The organism is Streptomyces sp. Ru72 (genome assembly GCF_002920635.1).
Classification (GTDB): domain Bacteria; phylum Actinomycetota; class Actinomycetes; order Streptomycetales; family Streptomycetaceae; genus Streptomyces.
On record NZ_PQSR01000038.1, the window covers coordinates 40,429 to 61,104 of the forward strand.

General features: G+C 69.4%; 21 protein-coding genes and 1 other RNA gene. 7 read left to right on the forward strand and 15 right to left on the reverse strand.

Going from position 1 to position 20,676, the window contains the following annotated elements; genetic code table 11:
- The first annotated feature begins 2 nt into the window (after window positions 1-2).
- The 3 genes from yicI (at window position 3) to C3488_RS19330 (ending at window position 6,287) form a co-directional block, all read left to right on the forward strand.
- Entirely contained in the window at window positions 3-2,261 is a 2,259-nt protein-coding gene (gene yicI / locus C3488_RS19320; protein ID WP_103841051.1) for an alpha-xylosidase, read from the forward strand.
- Window positions 2,262-2,292: 31 nt separating this feature from the next.
- The gene (locus C3488_RS19325; protein WP_103841053.1) at window positions 2,293-3,303 is read left to right on the forward strand and encodes a LacI family DNA-binding transcriptional regulator; all 1,011 of its coding nucleotides are present in this window, start codon (window positions 2,293-2,295) and stop codon (window positions 3,301-3,303) included.
- 83 nt (window positions 3,304-3,386) lie between these two features.
- On the forward strand, window positions 3,387-6,287 hold the full coding sequence (locus tag C3488_RS19330; protein WP_103841054.1) for a glycoside hydrolase family 3 protein: 2,901 nt from the start codon (window positions 3,387-3,389) through the stop codon (window positions 6,285-6,287).
- A gap of 48 nt (window positions 6,288-6,335) precedes the next feature.
- On the opposite strand, the gene C3488_RS19335 is transcribed toward C3488_RS19330, so the two are convergent.
- From C3488_RS19335 to C3488_RS19350, 4 genes are all read right to left on the reverse strand, one after another.
- Window positions 6,336-6,656, reverse strand: a complete 321-nt coding sequence (locus C3488_RS19335) for a hypothetical protein (RefSeq protein ID WP_103841056.1) — start codon at window positions 6,654-6,656, stop codon at window positions 6,336-6,338.
- Between the two features lie 133 nt (window positions 6,657-6,789).
- Entirely contained in the window at window positions 6,790-7,674 is an 885-nt protein-coding gene (locus C3488_RS19340) for a hypothetical protein (RefSeq protein WP_258053508.1), read from the reverse strand.
- 266 nt (window positions 7,675-7,940) lie between these two features.
- Window positions 7,941-8,141, reverse strand: a complete 201-nt coding sequence (locus tag C3488_RS19345; RefSeq protein WP_103841058.1) for a DUF397 domain-containing protein — start codon at window positions 8,139-8,141, stop codon at window positions 7,941-7,943.
- Window positions 8,138-8,956 carry a helix-turn-helix transcriptional regulator gene (locus tag C3488_RS19350; protein WP_103841060.1) on the reverse strand — a complete coding sequence of 273 codons (819 nt, stop codon included), beginning with the start codon at window positions 8,954-8,956 and terminating at the stop codon, window positions 8,138-8,140. The genes C3488_RS19345 and C3488_RS19350 overlap by 4 nt, the downstream gene beginning before the upstream one ends.
- Window positions 8,957-9,097: 141 nt before the next feature.
- Between C3488_RS19350 and C3488_RS19355 the strand changes: the two genes are divergently transcribed.
- Entirely contained in the window at window positions 9,098-9,541 is a 444-nt protein-coding gene (locus C3488_RS19355; RefSeq protein ID WP_103841062.1) for an ATP-binding protein, read from the forward strand.
- A gap of 414 nt (window positions 9,542-9,955) precedes the next feature.
- On the opposite strand, the gene C3488_RS19360 is transcribed toward C3488_RS19355, so the two are convergent.
- A complete protein-coding gene (locus C3488_RS19360; protein ID WP_103841064.1) occupies window positions 9,956-10,936 on the reverse strand; it encodes a PHB depolymerase family esterase in 981 nt (326 codons plus the stop codon).
- A 285-nt stretch (window positions 10,937-11,221) separates the two neighbouring features.
- Window positions 11,222-12,001 carry an alpha/beta fold hydrolase gene (locus C3488_RS19365; RefSeq protein ID WP_103841066.1) on the reverse strand — a complete coding sequence of 260 codons (780 nt, stop codon included), beginning with the start codon at window positions 11,999-12,001 and terminating at the stop codon, window positions 11,222-11,224.
- Window positions 12,002-12,227: 226 nt separating this feature from the next.
- Here C3488_RS19365 and C3488_RS19370 point away from each other — a divergent pair, with 226 nt between their 5' ends.
- Entirely contained in the window at window positions 12,228-12,584 is a 357-nt protein-coding gene (locus C3488_RS19370; protein ID WP_103841068.1) for a hypothetical protein, read from the forward strand.
- Window positions 12,581-12,832 carry a hypothetical protein gene (locus C3488_RS19375; RefSeq protein ID WP_103841070.1) on the forward strand — a complete coding sequence of 84 codons (252 nt, stop codon included), beginning with the start codon at window positions 12,581-12,583 and terminating at the stop codon, window positions 12,830-12,832. Before C3488_RS19370 ends, C3488_RS19375 begins: the two co-directional genes overlap by 4 nt.
- Before the next feature lie 137 nt (window positions 12,833-12,969).
- Here C3488_RS19375 and C3488_RS19380 read toward each other — a convergent pair whose 3' ends face one another.
- The 7 genes from C3488_RS19380 to ftsE form a co-directional block, all read right to left on the reverse strand.
- The gene (locus tag C3488_RS19380) at window positions 12,970-13,212 is read right to left on the reverse strand and encodes a hypothetical protein (RefSeq protein ID WP_181139087.1); all 243 of its coding nucleotides are present in this window, start codon (window positions 13,210-13,212) and stop codon (window positions 12,970-12,972) included.
- A gap of 83 nt (window positions 13,213-13,295) precedes the next feature.
- Window positions 13,296-13,871 carry a hypothetical protein gene (locus tag C3488_RS40610; RefSeq protein ID WP_181139088.1) on the reverse strand — a complete coding sequence of 192 codons (576 nt, stop codon included), beginning with the start codon at window positions 13,869-13,871 and terminating at the stop codon, window positions 13,296-13,298.
- A 27-nt stretch (window positions 13,872-13,898) separates the two neighbouring features.
- Window positions 13,899-14,299, reverse strand: a transfer-messenger RNA (tmRNA) gene (ssrA, locus tag C3488_RS19390).
- Window positions 14,300-14,462: 163 nt separating this feature from the next.
- Window positions 14,463-14,942: an SsrA-binding protein SmpB gene (smpB, locus tag C3488_RS19395; protein ID WP_103841074.1), complete on the reverse strand. Its 480-nt coding sequence runs from the start codon at window positions 14,940-14,942 to the stop codon at window positions 14,463-14,465.
- A gap of 91 nt (window positions 14,943-15,033) precedes the next feature.
- Window positions 15,034-16,194, reverse strand: a complete 1,161-nt coding sequence (locus C3488_RS19400; RefSeq protein WP_181139089.1) for a S41 family peptidase — start codon at window positions 16,192-16,194, stop codon at window positions 15,034-15,036.
- A 67-nt stretch (window positions 16,195-16,261) separates the two neighbouring features.
- A complete protein-coding gene (gene ftsX / locus C3488_RS19405; RefSeq protein WP_103841078.1) occupies window positions 16,262-17,179 on the reverse strand; it encodes a permease-like cell division protein FtsX in 918 nt (305 codons plus the stop codon).
- Between the two features lie 28 nt (window positions 17,180-17,207).
- Complete coding sequence (ftsE, locus tag C3488_RS19410; RefSeq protein WP_103841080.1) at window positions 17,208-17,897, reverse strand: cell division ATP-binding protein FtsE; 690 nt, start codon at window positions 17,895-17,897, stop codon at window positions 17,208-17,210.
- Between the two features lie 264 nt (window positions 17,898-18,161).
- On the opposite strand from ftsE, the gene C3488_RS19415 reads away from it, so the two are divergent.
- Window positions 18,162-18,353, forward strand: a complete 192-nt coding sequence (locus tag C3488_RS19415; protein WP_103841082.1) for a hypothetical protein — start codon at window positions 18,162-18,164, stop codon at window positions 18,351-18,353.
- Window positions 18,354-18,457: 104 nt separating this feature from the next.
- Here the strand turns inward: C3488_RS19415 and C3488_RS19420 are convergent, their stop codons facing one another.
- Window positions 18,458-19,111, reverse strand: a complete 654-nt coding sequence (locus C3488_RS19420) for a hypothetical protein (protein WP_103841084.1) — start codon at window positions 19,109-19,111, stop codon at window positions 18,458-18,460.
- Window positions 19,112-19,456: 345 nt separating this feature from the next.
- Complete coding sequence (gene prfB, locus C3488_RS19425; RefSeq protein WP_103841086.1) at window positions 19,457-20,563, reverse strand: peptide chain release factor 2; 1,107 nt, start codon at window positions 20,561-20,563, stop codon at window positions 19,457-19,459.
- Window positions 20,564-20,676 lie beyond the last annotated feature (113 nt).

The window sequence follows — 20,676 nt, forward strand, 5'->3', positions numbered from 1 at the left end:
GCTTGAAGTTCACCGACGGCTACTGGCTGCTGCGCGAAGGCGTCACCTCGGCCCACCCGGTGCAGGTCCTGGACGTGACCGCGCCCCCGGGCGCCCTGGAGATCCACGCTCCGACCCAGCCCATCCGCCACCGCGGCGACCTGCTGAAGGGACCGGTCGTGACGATCAGCGCCCACGCGCCGATGCCGGACGTCATCGGCCTGACCTTCACGCACTTCGAGGGAGAGCAGTCCCGGGGGCCGAGGTTCGAGATCCAGCGGGACGACGACTTCACGCCGCACGCCGAGTACGACGAGGAGACGGCCACCCTCACCGCGGGCGCCCTCTCCGTCCGCGTCGCCCGCACCGGCGCCTGGCACGTCGACTTCCTCGCCCACGGCCGCACCCTCACCACCAGCGGCCCCAAGAACATGGGCATCATGCGCGACGCCACCGGCGCCCACTACCTGCGCGAACAACTCAACCTCGGCGTCGGCACCTCGGTCTACGGCCTCGGCGAACGCTTCGGGCCGCTGGTGAAGAACGGCCAGGTCGTCGACATCTGGAACGCGGACGGCGGCACCGCCACCGAACAGGCCTACAAGAACGTCCCGTTCTTCCTGACGGACGCGGGCTACGGCGTGTTCGTCGACCACCCGGGCAAGGTGTCCTTCGAGGTCGGCTCGGAGGCGGTGTCGCGGGTCCAGTTCAGCGTGGAGAGCCAGCAGTTGACGTACTACGTCATCTACGGGCCCACCCCGAAGGACATCCTGCGCAAGTACACGGCCCTCACCGGCCGCCCGGCCCTGCCGCCCGCCTGGTCGTTCGGCCTGTGGCTGTCGACCTCCTTCACCACCTCCTACGACGAGGCCACGGTCACCTCCTTCATCGACGGCATGAAGGAACGCGAACTTCCGCTGTCGGTCTTCCACTTCGACTGCTTCTGGATGCGCGAGTTCAACTGGTGCGACTTCCAGTGGGACCCGCGGGTCTTCCCCGACCCGGAGGGCATGCTCTCCCGCCTGAAGGAGCGCGGGCTGCGGGTGTGCGTGTGGATCAACCCCTACATCGCGCAGCGCTCGCCGCTGTTCGCCGAGGGCAAGGCCCTGGGCCATCTGCTGAAGAAGCCGGACGGCAGCGTGTGGCAGTGGGACCTGTGGCAGCCGGGCATGGCCCTGGTCGACTTCACCAGCCCCGACGCCCGTGACTGGTACGCCGCCAAGCTGGAGGCGCTGCTCGCCCAGGGCGTCGACTGCTTCAAGACCGACTTCGGGGAGCGCATCCCGGTCGACGTGGCCTACGCGGACGGCTCCGACCCGGAGCGGATGCACAACTACTACACGTACCTGTACAACCGCACCGTCTTCGAGGTGCTGCGCAAGCACCGCGGTGAGCAGGAGGCCGTGGTCTTCGCCCGCTCGGCGACCGCGGGCAGCCAGAAGTTCCCCGTGCACTGGGGCGGCGACTGCGAGGCCACGTACGAGTCGATGGCCGAGTCGCTGCGCGGCGGGCTCAGCCTCGGTCTGTCGGGCTTCGGTTTCTGGAGCCACGACATCGGCGGCTTCGAGGGCACGCCGACCCCGGCGCTGTTCAAGCGGTGGCTGGCCTTCGGGCTGCTGTCCTCGCACAGCCGGCTGCACGGCAGCTCCTCCTACCGGGTGCCGTGGCTGTTCGACGAGGAGTCCGTGGACGTGCTGCGGCACTTCACCCGGCTCAAGCTGCGCCTGATGCCGTACCTGTACGAGGCCGCGCGCACCGCCCAGGCCGAGGGCGTGCCGATGATGCGGGCGATGGTGCTGGAGTTCCCGGACGACCCCGGCTGCGCGCACCTGGAGCGGCAGTACATGCTCGGCCCGGACCTGCTGGTCGCGCCGGTCTTCAGCGACGAGGGGGATGTCTCCTACTACGTGCCCGAGGGCACCTGGACCGACTACCTGACCGGGCGGACGGTGACCGGCCCGCGCTGGGTGCGGGAACGGCACGGGTTCTCCAGCGTTCCGCTCCTGGTCAGGCCGGGTGCGGTGATCCCGGTCGGCGCGGTGGACGACCGCCCCGACTATCCGTACGCCGACGGGGTCACCCTGCGCGCGTTCGGGCTCCCGCAGGGCGCGCAGGTGACGGTGCCCGTCGGGGACGTGACCTTCACCGTCGTACGGGAGGGGAGGACACTGCGCGCCTCCTGCAGCGATCCCCGGGCGCCCTGGGCCCTGGCGAGCGGTGAGCGGACCGCCCGTGCGGCGGCGGGCACCGGGTTCCTCTCGCTGGAGCTGGAGTCGGAGTGATGGTTCCTCCCCCCACAGGAGCTGGACTGACATGGTGAAGATCACGGACGTGGCCCGGCACGCGGGGGTCTCCCCCAGCACCGTCTCGTACGCCCTCAGCGGCAAGCGCCCCATCTCCGAGGAGACCCGGCTGCGCATCGAGGAGGCCATCCGCGAGCTGGGCTACCGCCCGCACGCCGGCGCCCGCGCGCTGGCCAGCAGCCGGTCCAACGTGCTGGCGCTGGTGATGCCGCTGCGCTCCGGGATCAACGTCCCGGTGGTGATGCAGTTCGCGGTGTCGGTGGTGACGGCCGCACGCCGGCACGACCACGACGTGCTGCTGCTCACCCAGGAGGAGGGCGAGGAGGGTCTGCGGCGGGTGGCGGACACGGCGCTGGTGGACGCGCTGATCGTGATGGACGTCCAGTTGCACGATCCGCGGCTGCCGCTGCTGCGGGCCCTGGACCGGCCGTCCGTGCTGATCGGCTTCCCTGCCTCCCCGCAGGGGCTGACCTGCATCGACCTCGACTTCATGGCGGCTGGTGAACTGTGCGTGGAGCACCTGGCGGGACTCGGACACCGGGTCGTCGCGCTGGTGGGGTCGCCGCCGGAGGTGTACGTGCGGGGCACCGGGTTCGCACAGCGGGTGGTGCAGGGGTTCACCGCGGCGGCCGACCGGCACCGGCTGGTGTCGTCGGTGCACCCGTGCGAGGCCGCGCCGGCCGCCGCGCGCGGGGTCGCCGAGCGACTGCTGCGCGAGCAGCCCGCGCTGACCGGGGTGGTCGTGCACAACGAGGCGGTCCTCGAGCCGCTGATCGACGCCTTCGGTTCGCTCGGCCTGCGCGTACCCGACGATCTGTCCCTCACCGCGATCTGCCCGGAGGAACAGGCCGCCGGCGCCCGGGTACCGGTCACGTCCGTCGCCATCCCGTCCGCCGAGGTGGGTGAGCGGGCGGTGGAACTGCTGATGAAGAAGCTGGGCGGGTCGCCAGTTCCGGAGGCCACCCTGCTCGTCCCGCACCTCACGCTCCGCGCGAGCACCGCACCGCGCTCCGCGTCCTGAAGCCCGGAAGGCGGGAAGCCGCGGAGCCCTGGAATCAGAACGGATTCGTCCCGTTGCAAGGCCCTGACCGAAGGAGCCGTGGCATGACAGGCACGCGAGGAAGACGCAGAACCACCCTGGCCGTGGCGCTCGCCCTGATCGCGGGGCTCGGCGCCACCGTCCCCGCCCAGGCCGACGACCCCGCCTACCCCTTCCGCAACCCGAACCTCCCCGTCGAGAAGCGCGTGGACGACCTCCTCTCCCGCCTCACCCTCGACGAGAGGATCTCCCTCCTCCACCAGTACGAACCCGCCATCCCCCGCCTCGGCATCCAGTCCTTCCGCACCGGCACCGAGGCCCTGCACGGCGTGGCCTGGCTCGGGAAGACGACGGTCTTCCCCCAGGCCATCGGGCTCGCCTCCACCTGGGACCCTTCGCTGATCCGACAGGTCGGTTCGGCGGTCGGCGACGAGGCGCGCGGCTTCCAGCAGCAGCGCCCGGCGGGCTGGGGCCTCAACCTGTGGGCGCCCGTGGTCAACCTGCTGCGGGACCCGCGCTGGGGCCGCAACGAGGAGGGCTACTCCGAGGACCCGTACCTCACCGGCTCGATCTCCACCGCCTACGGCACGGGACTGACGGGCGGCGACCCGAACCACCTGAAGACAGCACCCACCATCAAGCACTTCCTCGCCAACAACAACGAGGAACACCGCGACACCACGTCCTCCGAACTGCGCCCGCGCGTGCTGAAGGAGTACGACGAGGAGGCGTTCAAGCCGGCGATCGAGGCGGACGCGGCGACGGGCGTCATGTCCTCGTACAACCTCGTCAACGGCCGTCCCAACACGGTCAATCCCGCCATGGACGACACCGTGCGCGGCTGGACCTCGCAGGACCTGCTGAACGTCACGGACGCCGCCGGGCCCGGCAACCTGGTCGGCAGCCAGAAGTACTACGGCACCCAGAGCGAGGCGGACGCGGCGGCACTGAAGGCCGGCATCGACAGCTTCACCGAAAACGACGCGGACTCAGGGCCGACGACGACCGCGATCAAGTCGGCGCTGTCGTCGGGCTTGTTGAAGGAGTCGGACGTCGACACCGCGGCACGCCATGTCCTGAGCATCCGGGTCCGGCTCGGCGAGTTCGACCCGGGCGGCGGCACGTACGGCTCCATCGACGCGTCCGTCATCGACAGCCCGCAGCACCGGGCACTGGCGCGCAAGGCGGCTACGGAGGGGGCGGTGCTGCTGAAGAACGACGGCGCGCTGCCGCTGAAGAAGTCGGGGAGCGCGGCAGTGGTCGGCCCGCTCGCCGACACGCTCTACACGGACTGGTACTCGGGCAGTCTGCCGTACGCGGTGACGCCGAAGGACGGCATCGAGGCCAAGCTCGGCACGTCCGTGGCGAGCAGCGAGGGCGTGGACCGGATCGCGCTGAAGGACACGGCGACCGGTAAATACGTGACCGCCGGTACCGGAGATGCGGGAGCGCCGCTGAAGGAGACGACGGAGAACGGCGCCGGCGCGCAGTTCGACGTGTACGACTGGGGCTCGGGAGTCGTCACCCTCCGCTCGGCGGCGAACGGAAAGTACGTCGGCTACAACTGGTCGAACTTCGTCAACGACCAGACGCAGCCGAACGGCTGGTTTGTGCAGCAGCAGTTCAAGCTGGAGCGGCAGGACGACGGGACGTACCTGCTGCGGTACGCGGGCTACGAGACCGGCGAGTCGTGGTGGTCGAACCCGGTGTACCTGGGTCCGGTGGATGCCGACGGCACGCTCGGCCTGGTGGCCAGGGACAAGGCCGCGCACTACGCCAAGGACGTGGTCCGCAGCGGCATCGACGACGCGGTGGCCGCGGTGAAGGGCAGGGACACCGCTGTGGTGGTGGTCGGCTCGATGCCGGCGATCAACGGGCGCGAGGCCCACGACCGTACGGACATGGGCCTGGCCCCGTCGCAGGAGGCTCTGGTCGAGGCGGTCCACAAGGCCAACCCGAAGACGGTGGTCGTGGTCGAGAACAGCTACCCCACCACGCTGGGCGCACTGCAGAAGGAGGTCCCGGCCCTGCTGTGGACGACCCACGCGGGCCAGGAGACGGGCAACGCGCTGGCCGACCTGCTGTACGGCGACGCCAACCCGGCGGGCCGCCTGACGCAGACGTGGTACCGCTCGGAGTCCGACCTCCCCTCGATCCTGGACTACGACATCATCAAGTCGAACCGGACGTACCTGTACTACAAGGGACAGCCGCTCTACCCCTTCGGCTACGGGCTGTCGTACACGACGTTCCGCTACGGCGGGCTGCAGCGGGTCCCGGACGGCTACGCGGTGAAGGTCGCCAACACGGGCCGCCGGGCCGGCGACGAGGTGGTCCAGCTGTACGTCCACCAGCGGGAATCCCGCGACAAGCAGCCGCTGAAGCAGCTGAAGGCGTACGCACGGGTGTCGCTGAAGCCGGGCGAGACGAAGACGGTCCGCCTGAAGCTGCGGGAGGCGGACCTGGCGCACTGGGACGTCACGCGCTCGAAGTGGGTCGTGGAGACGGGGACGTACGACGTGATGGTCGGCGCGTCGTCGACGGACATCCGCGCGCGGACGTCGCTGGGGGTGCGCGGCGAGACGATCCCGCCCCGGGACCTCTCAGGGGTGACGCGGGCGGAGAACTTCGACGACTACAGCGCGACCAGCCTGGTGGACGAGTCCAAGGCGAGCGGGACGGCGGTGTCGGCTTCCGCGGACGGGGCGTGGCTGAAGTTCGCGGACACGCGGCTGGGTTCGGGCGCGTCGGCGGTGACGGCGCGGCTGGCGGGCGCCGCCGGAACGCTGGAGGTCCGGCTGGGCTCGCCCACGGGCAGGCTGGTGGGCACGGCACACTTCGACGGGACGTCGTCGCCCTACACCTACGACACGGTGACGGCTGCGCTGACAGGAGCGAGGGGTCGTGCGGACGTGTACCTGGTGCTGAGCAAGGGGCTTCGGCTCTCGACGTTCACGCTTCGCTGACGCCCCGGACCGCGTACCGGCTCCCGAGCCGGTACGCGGCGCACCGGTTCACCCGGTGCCCGGATCCTCGAGGAACCGGAGCAGCACAGCGGCCTCCGCCCTCAGCCGCGCGGCCCGGTCGGCATGCCCGGGGACGGTCAACCGGTCCGCGGCCTGAAGTCGCTCGGTCGCCTCGGCCCGCACGATGTCCGCCACGGTTCGCTCGCTCAGCTCCCGACGCTGTGCCTCCGTGACGCCGACACCGACCGGCGACTCCTCGAGGGCTGTGCCGCGCAGCTCGGCTTCGCCCGCCGGCACCGCCTCGGCATTGTCCAACGCGGCGAGCGTGGCGCGCAGGGCGCTCACCGCGACTTTGTCGCGGGCGCGCATCGCTTCCGGGAGGGCTTGTCGCATGCGAAGACGTAAGGTCATGCCGCTGACCGTATGACCTGCCTCCTGGGCCGACAACGGGATATCGACGAGCGGGGTCACATGTGCGGTGTACGGCGGTTCCGCGATGACTTCACATCCGCTGTGGCGTGCGGACCGCGTCGCGTACCTGAGCGACCCGGGCACGCACCGTCGCGTGCTGCACTCGGCTGGAGCCTGCCCCCGCGCTGCCGTCCCCGCCACGGCAGGCGCGGCAGAGACCGCCGAGCAGTGCCTCCGGGCGGCCGGGGACGCCGCAGCCGGTGCACTCCATAAGGGTGCGGGGCGTGCGGGAGGGTGTGGCGGGGCGCTCGGGCGGCATCTTGTCGATCAGTCTGCGCTGGACGAAGCCCCGGGGCGAGTACACCTGCTCGGGCAGGCCGGCGAGGAGGGCCTGCGTGAAGTACTCCGGAGTCGCGCCGCGGGCCAGCCAGTCCTCGGCCAGCTGTTCCAGGTCGGAGCAGTCGCCGGAGGAAAGGGCGAGGCGGGGGTCGCGGAGACCGAGTCCGGCGAGAGCGGCGTAGGCGGCGGAGGGACGACCTACCGCCTGCGGGTGCGACAGTTTCGGCTGGAGTGTTGCAGTGGGGGTGACCTCGGGTTCGGAGGCCATCCGGGGCACCGGGTCACCGTCGAGGAACCGGGCCCACCATTCGTCGTCACGTGCGGTGCGTGACCAGTAGGTGTGGAAGACCCAGCGGGTGCCGGTGGCGGTTCCGCCTTCCCCACCGGGCTCGATGCGACGACGTACGCGGCGCAGGTGTCCGGCCCTGCTGAGCTCGTTGAGCGCGGATCGGACGGCCTGTTGCCCGTAGAGGGGCTGGAACCTGGCGATGGTCTTGGCGTCCATGGCCGCGTTCTCGGGGAGTCGGTCGAGGAGGCCCGCGAGGTACGCCTCACGGACCGAGAGGTGATCGAAGTCCCCGGCTCGGGACGGCGATTGGTCGGGCGCGGACCGCTTGCCGTAACCGGGCTTGGCCATGGGATGCGCTGCGGGCGCGGGCAGGGCAGCGCTAGAGTTTTCGTAAGCCACGAGATCGTCCATTCCGATCTTGAGGTGAGACCCCGGCGGGTGTTGGTAGCACCCGGCCGGGGTTGTTCGTTGTTGCGCACGCTAGAGGGTCGCGACAGTGGGTCGCAACCCGCTCACGAAAAGTGACACGGCCTGGTATGGGCGGGTGGGTGGGTGAGCCTTACCGCCCCTTCCTTGGAAAAGGGGCTCGGACCTCGACGCCCGAAGCCCGGGGCTCAGGCTTCGCCGGAGGCGTAGGCGAGAAAAGCGTTCCAGGCGTCGGCGGGCACGGCGAAGCGGGGGCTTCGAGCTCCGAGCTTCGAGTCGCGGACGTGGACGGTTCGGCGGGATTCGCTGGAGGGGTGGGCGACTTCGAGGCAGGCGCCGCCCTGAGAGTCGCTGTAGCTGGACTTGAACCATGCCAGCGTTTCGCTCATAGCTCTTCGGCCACCTTCCTGATGAACGCTGCCGACTCCTCAACCCCCAAGGCCTGCATGCGGATCATGCCATGCACTTGTGCGAGATCGCTGACCTTGTCGGCCTCGGAGTGCAGCACGCTCGTCTCCGGACCCTCCACGTAAGCCAAGCGCTCGTGGTCGGCGGTCTCAAGCAGGATGAACGAGCCGTTGAGCGCGAGACCGCCACACTTCCCGAACGGCAACACCTGAACGGACACGTTGCGCAGCCCGCCAACCTCCGTGAGGTGGAGCAGTTGTTGCCGCATGACAGTCCGCCCACCCACCCCCGTGCGCAGCGCTGCCTCATGGATGACGAAGCCGTACACCGTTTTGGCACGCCGTGTCAGCGCTTCCTGCCGCGCCAGCCGTGCCCGAACCCGCTCCTCCACAGTTTCGTCGTCCAGCGGGGGACAACTCTCACTGATCAGAGCCCGCGCGTACTGCCCCGTTTGCAACAGACCGGGAACCAGACCGAGCGAGTAGTCATGCACGGCGATCGCCTCAGCCTCGATCGCCATGTACTCCTGCGACCGTGCCGGAAAGGGCTCGGGCTTCAGGAACTCGTGGGCAGCGACCAGCTTCCCCCTTGCCCCGCACATCTGGTCCGCGACCTGCAACAACCGCAGCGTCGGCCGCCGCCTCCCGCACTCCATGGACTTGACGTACTCGTAGTCGTAACCGGCCTCGTCGGCGAGCGCCTGGCGGCTGACCCCGGCCTCCTCCCGCCACAACTTGACCTGCCCACCGCAGTACCGCCAGTTCTGCTGCGCCTGCTGGGACTCCCCCGAAGCCACGACACCTCCACCGGTCTCCCGCCGACGCACCGTGTACAGCCACGCCGTGTACCCACTCCGCCACTCCCGGAGGCTATGCGCGAACCACCAGTCTGGCCTGGCGAAATGACGGTAAATCACACGCAAGGAATCCCCTGCCGCATGCCTGACTCCCCCTCCGCAGTACCGAAGGACATCGAGTGGCGCCTCCCCCGCCACGCCCGCAGTGTCAGCCGGGCCCGTACCCTCCTCCGCGAACAGGCCACCTCCTGGAAGCTCCCCGACGAGGTGACGGAAACGGCCGTGCTCCTGCTCAGCGAGCTGATGACGAACGCGTACCGCCACGCGAGAGTCCCCGCCGGCCGCGAGATCCGTGCCCGCTGCGTCCTGAAGGCGGACATCCTCCACATCTCGGTGACGGACGCGGGCGACACGCTGCCCACACCCCGCGACGCGTCACCGGACGACGAGTCCGGCCGGGGCCTGACCCTGGTGGCGTCCCTGGCGGACGCCTGGGGTGCAGAACCCCGCCCCGGCGGCATCGGCAAGACGGTCTGGTTCGAGCTCCCGGCTCCCCCGAGATTCCGGTCGGACGACTGGTCCTGAGGGCCTGGTCGCCTGCTGCCGCGTGGGGATAATGGCTCCCGTGACTTCAGACATAGCCCGCCCGAGATGGCGGTACGCGCTTCGAGGCTTCGCTGTCTTCTTCGTGGCCGGCGGGCTCGGCTGCTTCCTCTACGTGGCGACGGCCCATCGTCCGGATGGGATGCCTTGGGGCGGGTTGCTGTTCGGGGCGATCGTGTGCGCGACGCTCAGCGCTCTGTTCCCAGGGCGGCGGCGACGCTGAGTCTCCTCGCCCGCTCGAACGAAGCCGTCAAGCTCCGGCGGGAAGCAGGCGTCCTCCCCAGCGGATGCCCTTCTCGCTTCGGACGCGGGCGCGTTCGGGCGGAGCACAGCTCGACCGTCACCACACATCCAACCGCTGCGACCGCCAGCCGGCGAACCTATGCGGTCAGAGCACTAGCCGAGCCCCCAGGCCCGTCCGAGCCGGTAGGCGGCGCACAGGTTCACGTCCGGGAAGTAGGAGCCGACCGCCCCGCACTGCTCGCTGCCGGTCCCGGGGTCGACGGGCTGGCCGTGCCCCATGCCGGTGATGCTGTACGTCTCCACGACGGCGTTCCCGGCCGGGTCCCGGAAGACCTGGTGGGGATACCCGGCGACGGTGTCGCTGACGTCGGCGACCTGATCCGCCCCGTGGACATCGGTCCACTGCTTCATCAGGTCGGTCATGTTGACGGGCTTGACGGTGTAGTCGGCCGTCCCCTGGAAGACGGTGAGCGTCGGCCAGGGCCCGCCGTACCCCGGGCGGGCGGCCCGCACCCGGTCGCCCCACTGCTTGGGGGTCTGGGTGGCGCCGACGTACATGCACACGTACGGCGACCCGGCGGCCTGCGCGCACCCGTACGGAAGCCCGGCGACGACCCCGCCCGCGGCGAACTTCTCCGGGTAGGTCGCCATCATCACGGCGGTCATGCCGCCCCCCGCCGAGAGCCCGGTGACGTACACCCGCCCGGGGTCACCGGAGACGTCGGCGAGTTGCCGGTCGACCATCTGCGCGATCGAGGCGGCCTCGCCCTGGCCGCGCTCGATGTCCCCGCTCTGGAACCAGTCGAAGCAGTTCGAGGCGTTGTTGCCGCTCTGCTGCTGCGGCAGGACCACGGAGAACCCCCACCGGTCGGCGAGCTGTATCCACCCGCTGCCGGTGCCGTACCCGGCGGCGTCCTGCGTGCACCCGTGCAACGCGACGACGACGGGCCGCCCGGCGGGCAACCCACCGGGTACGTACCGGAACATGCGCAGCGCACCGGGATTGCTCCCGAATCCGGTGACTTCCTGGAGGGAGGCCGCCGTGGCGGTGCCCGGTGTGAGGAAGGCGGCGAGCAGGGCGACCAGGAGGCTCGCCAGGACGAAGTAGCGACGTGCGGCTCTGGTGTGCGTCATGCCGGGGACCGTAGGGAGAGACGCCGCCCCTAGATATGGGACCGGACACCACAACAAGCGCACCGCCTGTGTGCGGGCTACGGCTGCGAGCCGACGCTCAGGCTTCGCGGGAGGCGTACGCGAGGAACGCGTTCCAGACCTCCGCAGGCACAGCGAAGCGGGGGCTACGAGCGGGAGTTCGGTGCTCGCCCGGTGCTGTGCAGCCCGGCGGCTGGCGCGCTCGAAGAACTCGTGCGGCCGTCTCCGCGTCACGCCCCATGGTTGCCCGCGGGCAGGTGCTGGTTGCTATCGCCGGCCGTGGTCCCCGAGGGCCGCCGCGGTGGCTTGTACGAAGGCCTGCGGATTGTCCAGCATGATGTTGTGCCCGCAGTCCGGGATGGGGACCACGGACACGCCGGCATCGGTGAGTGCATCGGTGCCCGGGAGCGGGCCGTCGGCCTCGGGCAGCAGATAGGTCCGGGGGATTTTCAGGTCCAGCAGGAGTTCGCGCATGGTGGGGACGGTGCCGCGAATGAGATGGGTGGCGCTGCGGTGCAGGGCTTCCCTGCCGGCCAGGCGCATGGTGGACCACCAGTGAGGGCCGATCCGGTCGCGTACTTCTTCCCAGCCTCCTGCCAGGAACTCCTTCTCGGAGTACGCGGCGATGCCGCTGCTGCCGCTGGAACCGGGTGTGCGCGGGATCGGGTCGAGGTTGGCGTCGACCAGGACCAGACGGGAGACGAGGTGCGGATGGCGGGCGGCCAGGACGATGGCCACGGAGCCGCCCATGCTGTGCGCGATCAGCTCGGCGCCGGTGACGCCCGCGGAACCGAAGGCCGCGGCGAGGGCATCGGCGTGTGATTCCAAGGTGTAGTCGAAGGTCGTCGGCCGGTCGCTGATGCCGTGCCCGAGCAAGTCGATGAGCAAGGAACGGTGGCCCGCAAGCAGAGGGTGGACCGCAACCTCGGCGAAGTAGGCGGGCGAAGTCGCACCCAGACCATGCACGTAGACACGGGACGGTTCCCGGCCCGGCAGCTCCACCCAGCGGATCTGGTCACCGTCGGCCGTCACGGTGGCGGTACGCATAGTCTGCTCCCCTGCAGTCGAGATCGGTGGTGAGCCGAGCGTAGCCACGGCGCTCAACACCTCACCCGCCCGGGCGGCATCGGCAATACCGTCTGGATCGAGTTGGCAGCCCCCGCACGTCAGCTGCCAGCAGGAACCCATGCGACGCCGAGAATGATTCCCGTGCTGTTGTCCGCCCCCCGCCAGTACCGTAGGCAGCAGAGAGCACCCGACGAAGGAGCCTCACGTGACCACCCAGCCTGATCACGGGCAAGAGCTGATCCCTCGACCGGAACGGACTCCCGAGGCGGTCCGTGTCGCGCTGGCCCGCGTCGCTCCGCACCGGATCAGTGACATGGAGCGACACAAGGAACAGGCCCTCACCGCCGCCATTGCGGACGGAAAGATCGGCCATCTCCGGCACTGGCTCACTTATTGGCAGGCACAGGTCGAGATCGAACGACGTCCTGACCTGTCCGCCCGCTACCGCGCCGCCCTCACCGCAGTGCACGGCACGAGCAGCAACGACGACCCCGCATTCCGATCCGCCATGAACGAGCTGGCCGCCGTCGAAGCCGAGGCCCAGCGGGCGGTGTCCGCGTGACCTGGCAGTGGGAGTACGACCCGGACGAACAGCACGTCGCGGGCGGCGCCCCTCCCGCGTTCCTCGCCGAGGTCGAGAAGAAGGCGGACGAACTGGTCCGCGCCGCAGCAGCGTTCTACCTCGACGGCACCACCTACCAGGGAGAGGGGCCGAAGGGAGGCTTCGCCCACGTACCCGGCGGTTTCTTCAACTACCTGATCGTCCCCCGACACGAGCGGCTCTACATCATGCAGGTGACCTTTCTTTGACCACCGTGGCCGACCAACATCGTCCTACTCAGCCGCGGTGAGCCGCTGAGCCCGGCATCCGGCTCGTCACGCAGAACGGCTCCTCCTACTCCGCCATCCTCTTTCCTGCCGCCTCCGCGTCACTCGCCGATCCATGGTCACACCGCCGGCTCCGCGGCCCGCACAGCTCGGCGCAGGCGCAGCAGGACCGCGAGCGAGCGAATCCGCCAGGCGGTGAGGGCGAGGAACACCACGCCGGTGAGAGTGGGGATCTTCCAACTGCCAGAGCCGTCGCGGGTCGCGGTGTGGTCGCCGGAGCCGTCGACGAGGGCGGGCAGGGTGCCGTCGGCGGGGCGGTTCTGGATGATTCCGTCGACGGCGACTCGGATACGGGCCCACACCTGCCGCACCGGGATGGCCCAGCGTCTGATCGACCCTGACCAACCTTGCGCACCTGGCCTCAACTTGGAAGGACATCTGGTGATCATCGCGCCGGTCGCGTCACAGCGGCTTCCAGGGCTTCGCGAGTGATCCTGGGCGTGAAAACGCAACTCTCTTCCAGACCTTCGGGCAGGTGATTACGACTGTCCTCCCGGCACAGGAGCGTTCCGTTGCCGAGTTCAACGACCCCGCCGAGCCGGTCCGCCAGCTCGGCGACAATGCCGAAGATCTCACCGCTGTGCGGGCGATCCACGCCGTGCAGCTTGGTGGCGTCCGGGTCGGATCCGTACAGAGGGGTGCCGAGGTCGGTGACGGCCTTGGCTGTGGCGTCGTCGGCCTTCGGCGTCGGGTCCTCGTAGAGGTCGCCTTCGTTCTTCCAGAACTGCTCCCAGATCCACTTGGACAGTCCGGTCTGCTGGAAGAAGTCTTCACCGTTGGGCGCGCCCGGAGGCTGTTCGAAGGCGGCGACGCTCTTGAATCCGCCAGGGGTGGAGAGACCGGAGATCTCCCAGTCGCGGATGTGGTCGTGGAGCGCTGCCCCTTCCTTCCGGAACGCGCCTGTCCTGTCCACACACGGCAAAGGCCCCGCCGCTCCAAAGCGACGGGGCCTCGCCCACATGGGGTTCAGGAGGCGTCAGCCTCCCGATCGTGGAGATGGCGGGAATCGAACCCGCGTCCAACGGTGAAGAATCAGGGCTTCTCCGTGTGCAGTCCGCTGTGCTTTTCTCAGCCCCGGAGATCACGCGGACAAGTCTCCGACGGGCTCAGTCACTGTTTGGTTTCCCTCTTCACCCCGTGACCGGGATCGAGGTTTAGTTCCCTAGCTGATGCCAGGATCCGGGTCGGGAACACCCCCGGGCTGACACTCCCTTTAGTAGGGCAGCTGAGGCTCGCTACCTGATCAGGCAGCGAGGGCCAGCTGGCCCTGGGAGAGATCGCGCTTGGAATTGGCGATTATTTTTTTCGGCCTGTGGTTTACGAGATCATGGCCGCTTCCTCGACACGCTTCCCCTGCTTCGACAGCCGCTGTCGAAACCGATCATCCCCATGTTGATTTTTCAATCGGCGCCCCTCCGGGGAGGGACTCGCACCGGCCGAGCGGTGCGATGCCATCGTACGGGATCAACGCATCCCGTCGCCAGCGTATTCCCGGCGGTCACCCCGCCGTGGTACCCGGTTCAACGCCGACGGGTGCCCGGTTCTTCCCGGCTCACGCCCGCTGCCGGCGGCGCACCGCCGACATCGCCCGCTCCGCCTCTCGGCGGTCCTGCTTCTCGCGGAGCGTCTGCCGCTTGTCGTACTCCTTCTTGCCCTTCGCCAGCGCGATCTCGATCTTGGCGCGGCCGTCCTTGAAGTACAGGGACAGGGGCACGATCGTGTGACCCGTCTCCTGCGCCTTGGACTCCAGCTTGTCGATCTCGTCGCGGTGCAGCAGCAGCTTCCGCTTGCGACGGGCGCTGTGGTTGGTCCAGGTGCCCTGGCTGTACTCCGGCACGTGCACGTTGTGCAGCCACGCCTCGTGCCCGTCGAGCTGCACGAAGCCGTCGACCAGCGACGCCCGCCCCTGGCGCAGCGACTTCACCTCGGTGCCCATGAGGACGAGACCGGCCTCGTAGGTGTCGAGGATGTGGTAGTCGTGCCGCGCCTTCTTGTTCTGCGCGATCAGCTTGCGCCCTTTTTCCTTAGCCATAGTGCCGACCATTTTCGCACTACAGGGGGGTCTGCGGGGAAGTCGATTACGGGCGTCGCGGTGCGTCGCTACGAGGCGTCGCGGCGCGTAGCTACGAGGCGTCGCCCAGGCCGCCGAGCACCGTCTCGGCCCGCTGGAGCGCCCCGTCGTCGGCCTCCAGGTCGGGGGTGATGCCGCGGCCGTCGACGCCGCGGCCGGCGGGGGTGCGGTAGTGGCCGACGGTCAGCTCGGCGACGGAGCCGTCCGGAAGGCGGCTCGGCATCTGGATGGAGCCCTTGCCGAAGGTGCGGGTGCCCACCACGACCGCCCGGCCGCGGTCCTGGAGGGCACCGGTGAGCAGTTCGGCGGCGCTCATGGTGCCGCCGTCGACGAGGACGACCAGGGGTCTGGTGGTGTCGCCGCCGGGCTCGGCGTGCAGGACGCGCTGGTCGCCGTCGACGTCGTAGGTGCCCACCAGCCCGCCGTCGAGGAAGGCGGACGCGGCGGTGACGGCCTCGGCGACGAATCCCCCGGAGTTGCCGCGCAGGTCGAGCACGATCCCGCCGCCCTTGGGTGCCCGGTCGACGGCGTCCCGTACGCGGTCCCCGGAGCCCTTGGTGAACGCGGTGACCTTGATCAGAGTGATGCCCCGGGCGAGTCGGCGCACGGTCACCGAGTCCGTGGACAGCCGGGCCCGGCGCAGTACCTCGCTCCAGGTGTGTGTGCCGCGCTGCAGTCCGAGCCGCACCCGGGAGCCGGCCCCCGCGTCGTCGGCGTCGCCGCGCAGCAGGGAGACGACCTCGGTGACGGGCCGGCCGGTGACGTCCTCACCGTCGACGCCGCGCAGCAGGTCGCCCGTGCGGATCCCGGCGCGGGCCGCGGGCGAGCCGGGCTGCACCCGGGTCACCTCGATACGCCCGTCGCTCTCCCGCCGGGCGGACAGCCCCACACCGGTGTACCGGCCGTCGAGCGCCTCCTCCAACTCCTCGTACTCGCCCTGGGAGTAGACGGCGCTCCACCGGTCGCCGCTGCGGCTGACCGCGCGCTCGGCGGCCTCCATCGGAGACTTGCCGTCGGCCATCGCCCGCTCGGCGGCCTCGGTGACGTCGTCGTGGCCGACGGGGACCGCCGACTCCGTGGAGGGCTGTTTCGCGTCGCTTCCGCCGAACGAGCCGGTCGCGGCGCCGGCGACGAGGACGCTTGCGAACACCAACGTCAGGGCCGCCCCGTGGCGGATGCGACGGGGCTGACAGAACAGGTCACGGCCTGACATGCCGGTGAGTCTAGGACAACGCAAGGGGGCGTACGGGCCGTTGCTCGTACGCCCCCATTGGCATGCGTCACACCTTCAGGTACTTGCGCAACGCGAAGAACGCGGCAAGCGCAGGCATCAGCAGGCTCGTGGCGAGTATCAGCGGCAGCTTGGTCAGGACGGCGTCCCAGCCGATGAAGTTGATCAGGTTGAGCTTGTGGGACAGGTCGAGGCCGTGGTCGATGATGAAGTACCGCGCGATCAGCAGGAATCCGCAGGCGACCGTGCCGCCGATGAGTCCGGCGACCGCGGCCTCCGCGATGAACGGCGCCTGGATGTAGAACCCGGAGGCGCCGACCAGACGCATGATCCCGGTCTCACGACGACGGCTGAACGCCGAGACGCGCACGGTGTTGACGATCAGCATCAACGCGACGACCAGCATCATCGCCATGACCGCGCGGGCGGCCCAGTTCATGCCGTTGAGCAGGCCGAAGAGGTTGTCCAGGATGCCCTTCTGGTCCTGCACCGACTGCACGCCGTCGCGGCCGTTGAAGGCGGACGCGATGACCTGGTACTGCTCCGGGTTCTTCAGCTTGATGCGGTACGACTCCTGCATCTGGTCCGGAGTGAGCGAACTGGCCAGCGGGGAGTCGCCGAACTGCTCCTTGTAGTGCTTGTAGGCCTCGTCCTGGGACTCGTAGGTGACCTTCTCGACGACCGACATCTTCTTCAGGTCGGAGAGGATCTGGTCCTTCTGCTCCTGGGTGACCGCGCCCTTGGAGCAGTTCGGGTCGGACTCGGCGTCGCTCTTGTTGCACAGGAAGATGGAGACGTTGACCTTGTCGTACCAGTAGCCCTTCATCTGGTTGACCTGGTCGCTCATCAGGAGCGAGCCGCCGAACAGGGCGAGGGACAGGGCGACCGAGACGATCACCGCGAAGGTCATCGTCAGATTGCGGCGGAGACCGACACCGATCTCCGAGACAACGAACTGGGCGCGCATGGCGTCTGCTCAAGCCTTTCCGTGGAACTCAGTGCTGGTAGCCGTAGACGCCGCGTGCCTGGTCGCGGACGAGGCGGCCCTTCTCCAGCTCGATGACGCGCTTGCGCATCTGGTCCACGATGTTCTGGTCGTGGGTCGCCATCACCACGGTCGTGCCCGTCCGGTTGATCCGGTCGAGCAGCTTCATGATGCCGACGGAGGTCTGCGGGTCGAGGTTGCCGGTGGGCTCGTCGGCGATCAGCAGCTTGGGCCGGTTGACGAAGGCCCGCGCGATGGCCACGCGCTGCTGCTCACCACCGGACAGCTCGCCGGGCATCCGGTCCTCCTTGCCGCCGAGCCCGACGAGGTCGAGCACCTGGGGCACGGACTTGCGGATCTCGCCGCGCGACTTCCCGATGACCTCCTGCGCGAAGGCGACGTTCTCGGCGACCGTCTTGTTGGGCAGGAGGCGGAAGTCCTGGAAGACCGTCCCCAGCTGGCGGCGCATCTGCGGCACCTTCCAGTTGGAGAGGCGGGCGAGGTCCTTGCCCAGGACGTGCACCTGCCCGGTGCTGCACCGCTCCTCGCGGAGGATCAGCCGCAGGAAGGTGGACTTTCCGGAGCCGGAGGACCCCACGAGGAAGACGAACTCGCCCTTCTCCACCTCCAGGGAGACATCCCTGAGTGCGGGGCGGGTCTGCTTGGGGTAGACCTTGGAGACGTTGTCGAATCGGATCACGGATGCACCACGGGCCGTTGGGGGTAGGTGAGCGTGACCATACGCGAACCGGGTACGGGAGCGCAGTCGCCGGTCGTGGTTACGGGAGAGTTGCACGTTTTGTCATAGCCCCACGGGGTACCGAGGCGCGCTGTGACGCCCTCCACGGCCATGGGACTGGCGGAGCCCGCGCAGGGGCTCGCGGAACCTGGCACAGTGGAGTGGGAACTGTTGCGTTCCCGGAAACGTTGTGTGCGTGTAAGCGGCACGAGGAGGGCGAGGCGCATGACGTACGACCGATTGGTGTGCGCGAACTGCGCGGCGCCCGTGAGTGAGGGCCGCTGCCCCGTGTGCCGCGCCAGCCGCGAGCGCCTTCAGCAGGAGAACCCCTGGTCGGGGCTGACGCCGGCGGCGCTGATCGGCCTGGTGGCCGTGCTGATCGCGGCGGTGGCGCTGCTGGCTCACCAGACGGCGTAGCGGAGCGGGGAAAGACGGGTGTACGGGAAGGGCCCGGGGCGATGCCGCCCCGGGCCCTTCTCACGTCGGTCTCACGCCTGCGGGTGAGGCTGTGCGCCCCTCGCTCAGGCGGCGGCCCCGTCGCGGCCGTTGATCAGGCGCGGCATCACACGGAAGCCGATACCGCCGGCGATCATCGTCGCGGCGCCGACCAGCAGGAACGCGGTCTGGCCGGCACCCGTCTCGGCCAGCTGCTTGCCGCTGCCCTGGGCGGAGGTGTCGGTGGTACCGCTGTCGGAGCCCGTGTCGGTCAGGACCGAGGTTCCCTTGCCCTGCTCAACGGGGCTGTTGCCGCCGCCGTCGGGGTTGGTGTTGTCGCCGCCGCCGTTGTTGCCGTGGCCGTTCCCGTTCCCGTTGCCGTTGCCGTTCCCGTTGCCGCCGCCGTGCCCGTGGGAGGGCGGCGCCTCCGTCGGCTCGGTCGGGTTCCCGGTGGGCTGCTGCGGGTCGGTCGGCTCGCCCGGGATGGTGGGCGGGGTCGCGGACGGAGTGACCGGCGGAGTGACCGGCGGCGTCTCCGTCGGGATGCCGGTGGTGGTGGGCGTCGGAGTCGGATCGCCGGTGTTCACGCCGACGCCGACACCGACGCCGTTGTCTCCGGCGCTCGCATTGATGGTGATGTCGAGCGCCGAGGCGGCACCCGCGGCGGTCAGCGACGCACCGGCGGCGATCACCGCACCGGCTGCTATCCGCGCCACCCGGATCCGCGTCTTCTTGGTCATCAGGCTGCTACCCCCAGTAGCTGATCGTCATTGGAGCAGCGTCCGGGGCGACGGCACTCGGGGACAGCTGTGCTTTTGAGCGAGCCCCCCGGTTCACATGCGCCCCAGAGATACGCATGCCGCGCTTTACCCTTCCGAGTTTTCACAGCAACGTCAAGGTCGTTGCGCGCGCGATGTCCGATAACGCGTCTTTTACGGGAGAAGCGGGACTGTGAGTGTGATGTAAAACCCAGACATCCGGATACAGACAAGGCAACTGCCCCTGGACGAGGTGCAGTTGCCTTGTCGACAAAACGCTGTTTTGCGGCCGGTATTTCCGGCGGCGCAGGGCCGAGCGCGGCCGGTTTACTTCTCCTGCTGCTTGCGCCAGCGAATTCCGGCTTCGATGAAGCCGTCGATCTCGCCGTTGAAGACGGCCTCGGGGTTGCCGACCTCGTACTCGGTGCGCAGGTCCTTGACCATCTGGTACGGGTGCAGGACGTAGGAACGCATCTGGTTGCCCCAGGAGTTGCCGCCGTCGCCCTTGAGGGCGTCCATCTTGGCCTGCTCCTCCTGGCGTCGCCGCTCGAGGAGCTTGGCCTGCAGGACGTTCATGGCGGTGGCCCGGTTCTGGATCTGGGACCGCTCGTTCTGGCAGGTGACGACGATGCCGGTGGGCAGGTGCGTGATGCGGACCGCGGAGTCCGTCGTGTTCACGCCCTGGCCGCCGGGCCCGGAGGAACGGAAGACGTCGACCCGGATCTCGGACTCGTCGATCTCGACGTGGTCGGACTGCTCCACGACGGGGAGGACCTCGACGCCTGCGAAGGAGGTCTGGCGACGCCCCTGGTTGTCGTAGGGCGAGATGCGGACGAGCCGGTGGGTGCCCTGCTCGACGGAGAGGGTGCCGTAGGCGTACGGCGCCTGGACGGCGAGGGTCGTGGACTTGATGCCCGCCTCTTCGGCGTACGACGTCTCGTAGACCTCCGTCTTGTAGCCGTGCCGCTCGGCCCAGCGCAGGTACATGCGCTGGAGCTTCTCGGCGAAGTCGGCCGCGTCGACGCCGCCGGCCTCGGCGCGGATGTTGACGAGCGCCTCACGGGCGTCGTACTCGCCGCTGAGGAGCGTCCGCACCTCCATCTCGTCCAGCGCCTTCTTGACCGCGGCGAGCTCCGCCTCGGCCTCGACGCGGGTGTCCGGGTCGTCCTCGGCCTCGGCGAGCTCGAAGAGCACACCGAGGTCGTCGATCCGGCCGCGCAGGGCCTCGGCCTTCCGCACCTCGGCCTGGAGGTGGGAGAGCCTGCTGGTGATTTTCTGCGCCTCGTCCGGGTTGTCCCAGAGGGACGGCGCGGCCGCCTGCTCCTCGAGCACGGCGATGTCTGCCCTCATCTTGTCGAGGTCCAGAACGGCCTCGATCGACTCCATGGTCGAGGAGAGGGACTTGAGCTCTTCGGATACATCGACGACTGCCACGCATCCAGCGTAACGGCTCCGCCAGGCGTGCCATGCCGGTGACCGCGCGGTCACCGGGCGCCCGAAGCCGGGGTGCGTCCCTGGGGGCTCCGCCCCGGGCCCCGATCGGCCTG

Excerpts from the sequence above, each read along its gene's own strand:
- C3488_RS19325 (WP_103841053.1), top strand. The coding sequence starts at position 2,293 with ATGGTGAAGATCACGGACGTGGCCCGGCACGCGGGGGTCTCCCCCAGC.
- C3488_RS19330 (WP_103841054.1), top strand. The coding sequence starts at position 3,387 with ATGACAGGCACGCGAGGAAGACGCAGAACCACCCTGGCCGTGGCGCTC.
- C3488_RS19335 (WP_103841056.1), bottom strand. The coding sequence starts at position 6,656 with ATGCGCGCCCGCGACAAAGTCGCGGTGAGCGCCCTGCGCGCCACGCTC.
- C3488_RS19340 (WP_258053508.1), bottom strand. The coding sequence starts at position 7,674 with ATGGCCAAGCCCGGTTACGGCAAGCGGTCCGCGCCCGACCAATCGCCG.
- C3488_RS19345 (WP_103841058.1), bottom strand. The coding sequence starts at position 8,141 with ATGAGCGAAACGCTGGCATGGTTCAAGTCCAGCTACAGCGACTCTCAG.
- C3488_RS19355 (WP_103841062.1), top strand. The coding sequence starts at position 9,098 with ATGCCTGACTCCCCCTCCGCAGTACCGAAGGACATCGAGTGGCGCCTC.
- C3488_RS19360 (WP_103841064.1), bottom strand. The coding sequence starts at position 10,936 with ATGACGCACACCAGAGCCGCACGTCGCTACTTCGTCCTGGCGAGCCTC.
- C3488_RS19365 (WP_103841066.1), bottom strand. The coding sequence starts at position 12,001 with ATGCGTACCGCCACCGTGACGGCCGACGGTGACCAGATCCGCTGGGTG.
- C3488_RS40610 (WP_181139088.1), bottom strand. The coding sequence starts at position 13,871 with ATGTGGGCGAGGCCCCGTCGCTTTGGAGCGGCGGGGCCTTTGCCGTGT.
- smpB (WP_103841074.1), bottom strand. The coding sequence starts at position 14,942 with ATGGCTAAGGAAAAAGGGCGCAAGCTGATCGCGCAGAACAAGAAGGCG.
- C3488_RS19400 (WP_181139089.1), bottom strand. The coding sequence starts at position 16,194 with ATGTCAGGCCGTGACCTGTTCTGTCAGCCCCGTCGCATCCGCCACGGG.
- ftsX (WP_103841078.1), bottom strand. The coding sequence starts at position 17,179 with ATGCGCGCCCAGTTCGTTGTCTCGGAGATCGGTGTCGGTCTCCGCCGC.
- C3488_RS19415 (WP_103841082.1), top strand. The coding sequence starts at position 18,162 with ATGACGTACGACCGATTGGTGTGCGCGAACTGCGCGGCGCCCGTGAGT.
- C3488_RS19420 (WP_103841084.1), bottom strand. The coding sequence starts at position 19,111 with ATGACCAAGAAGACGCGGATCCGGGTGGCGCGGATAGCAGCCGGTGCG.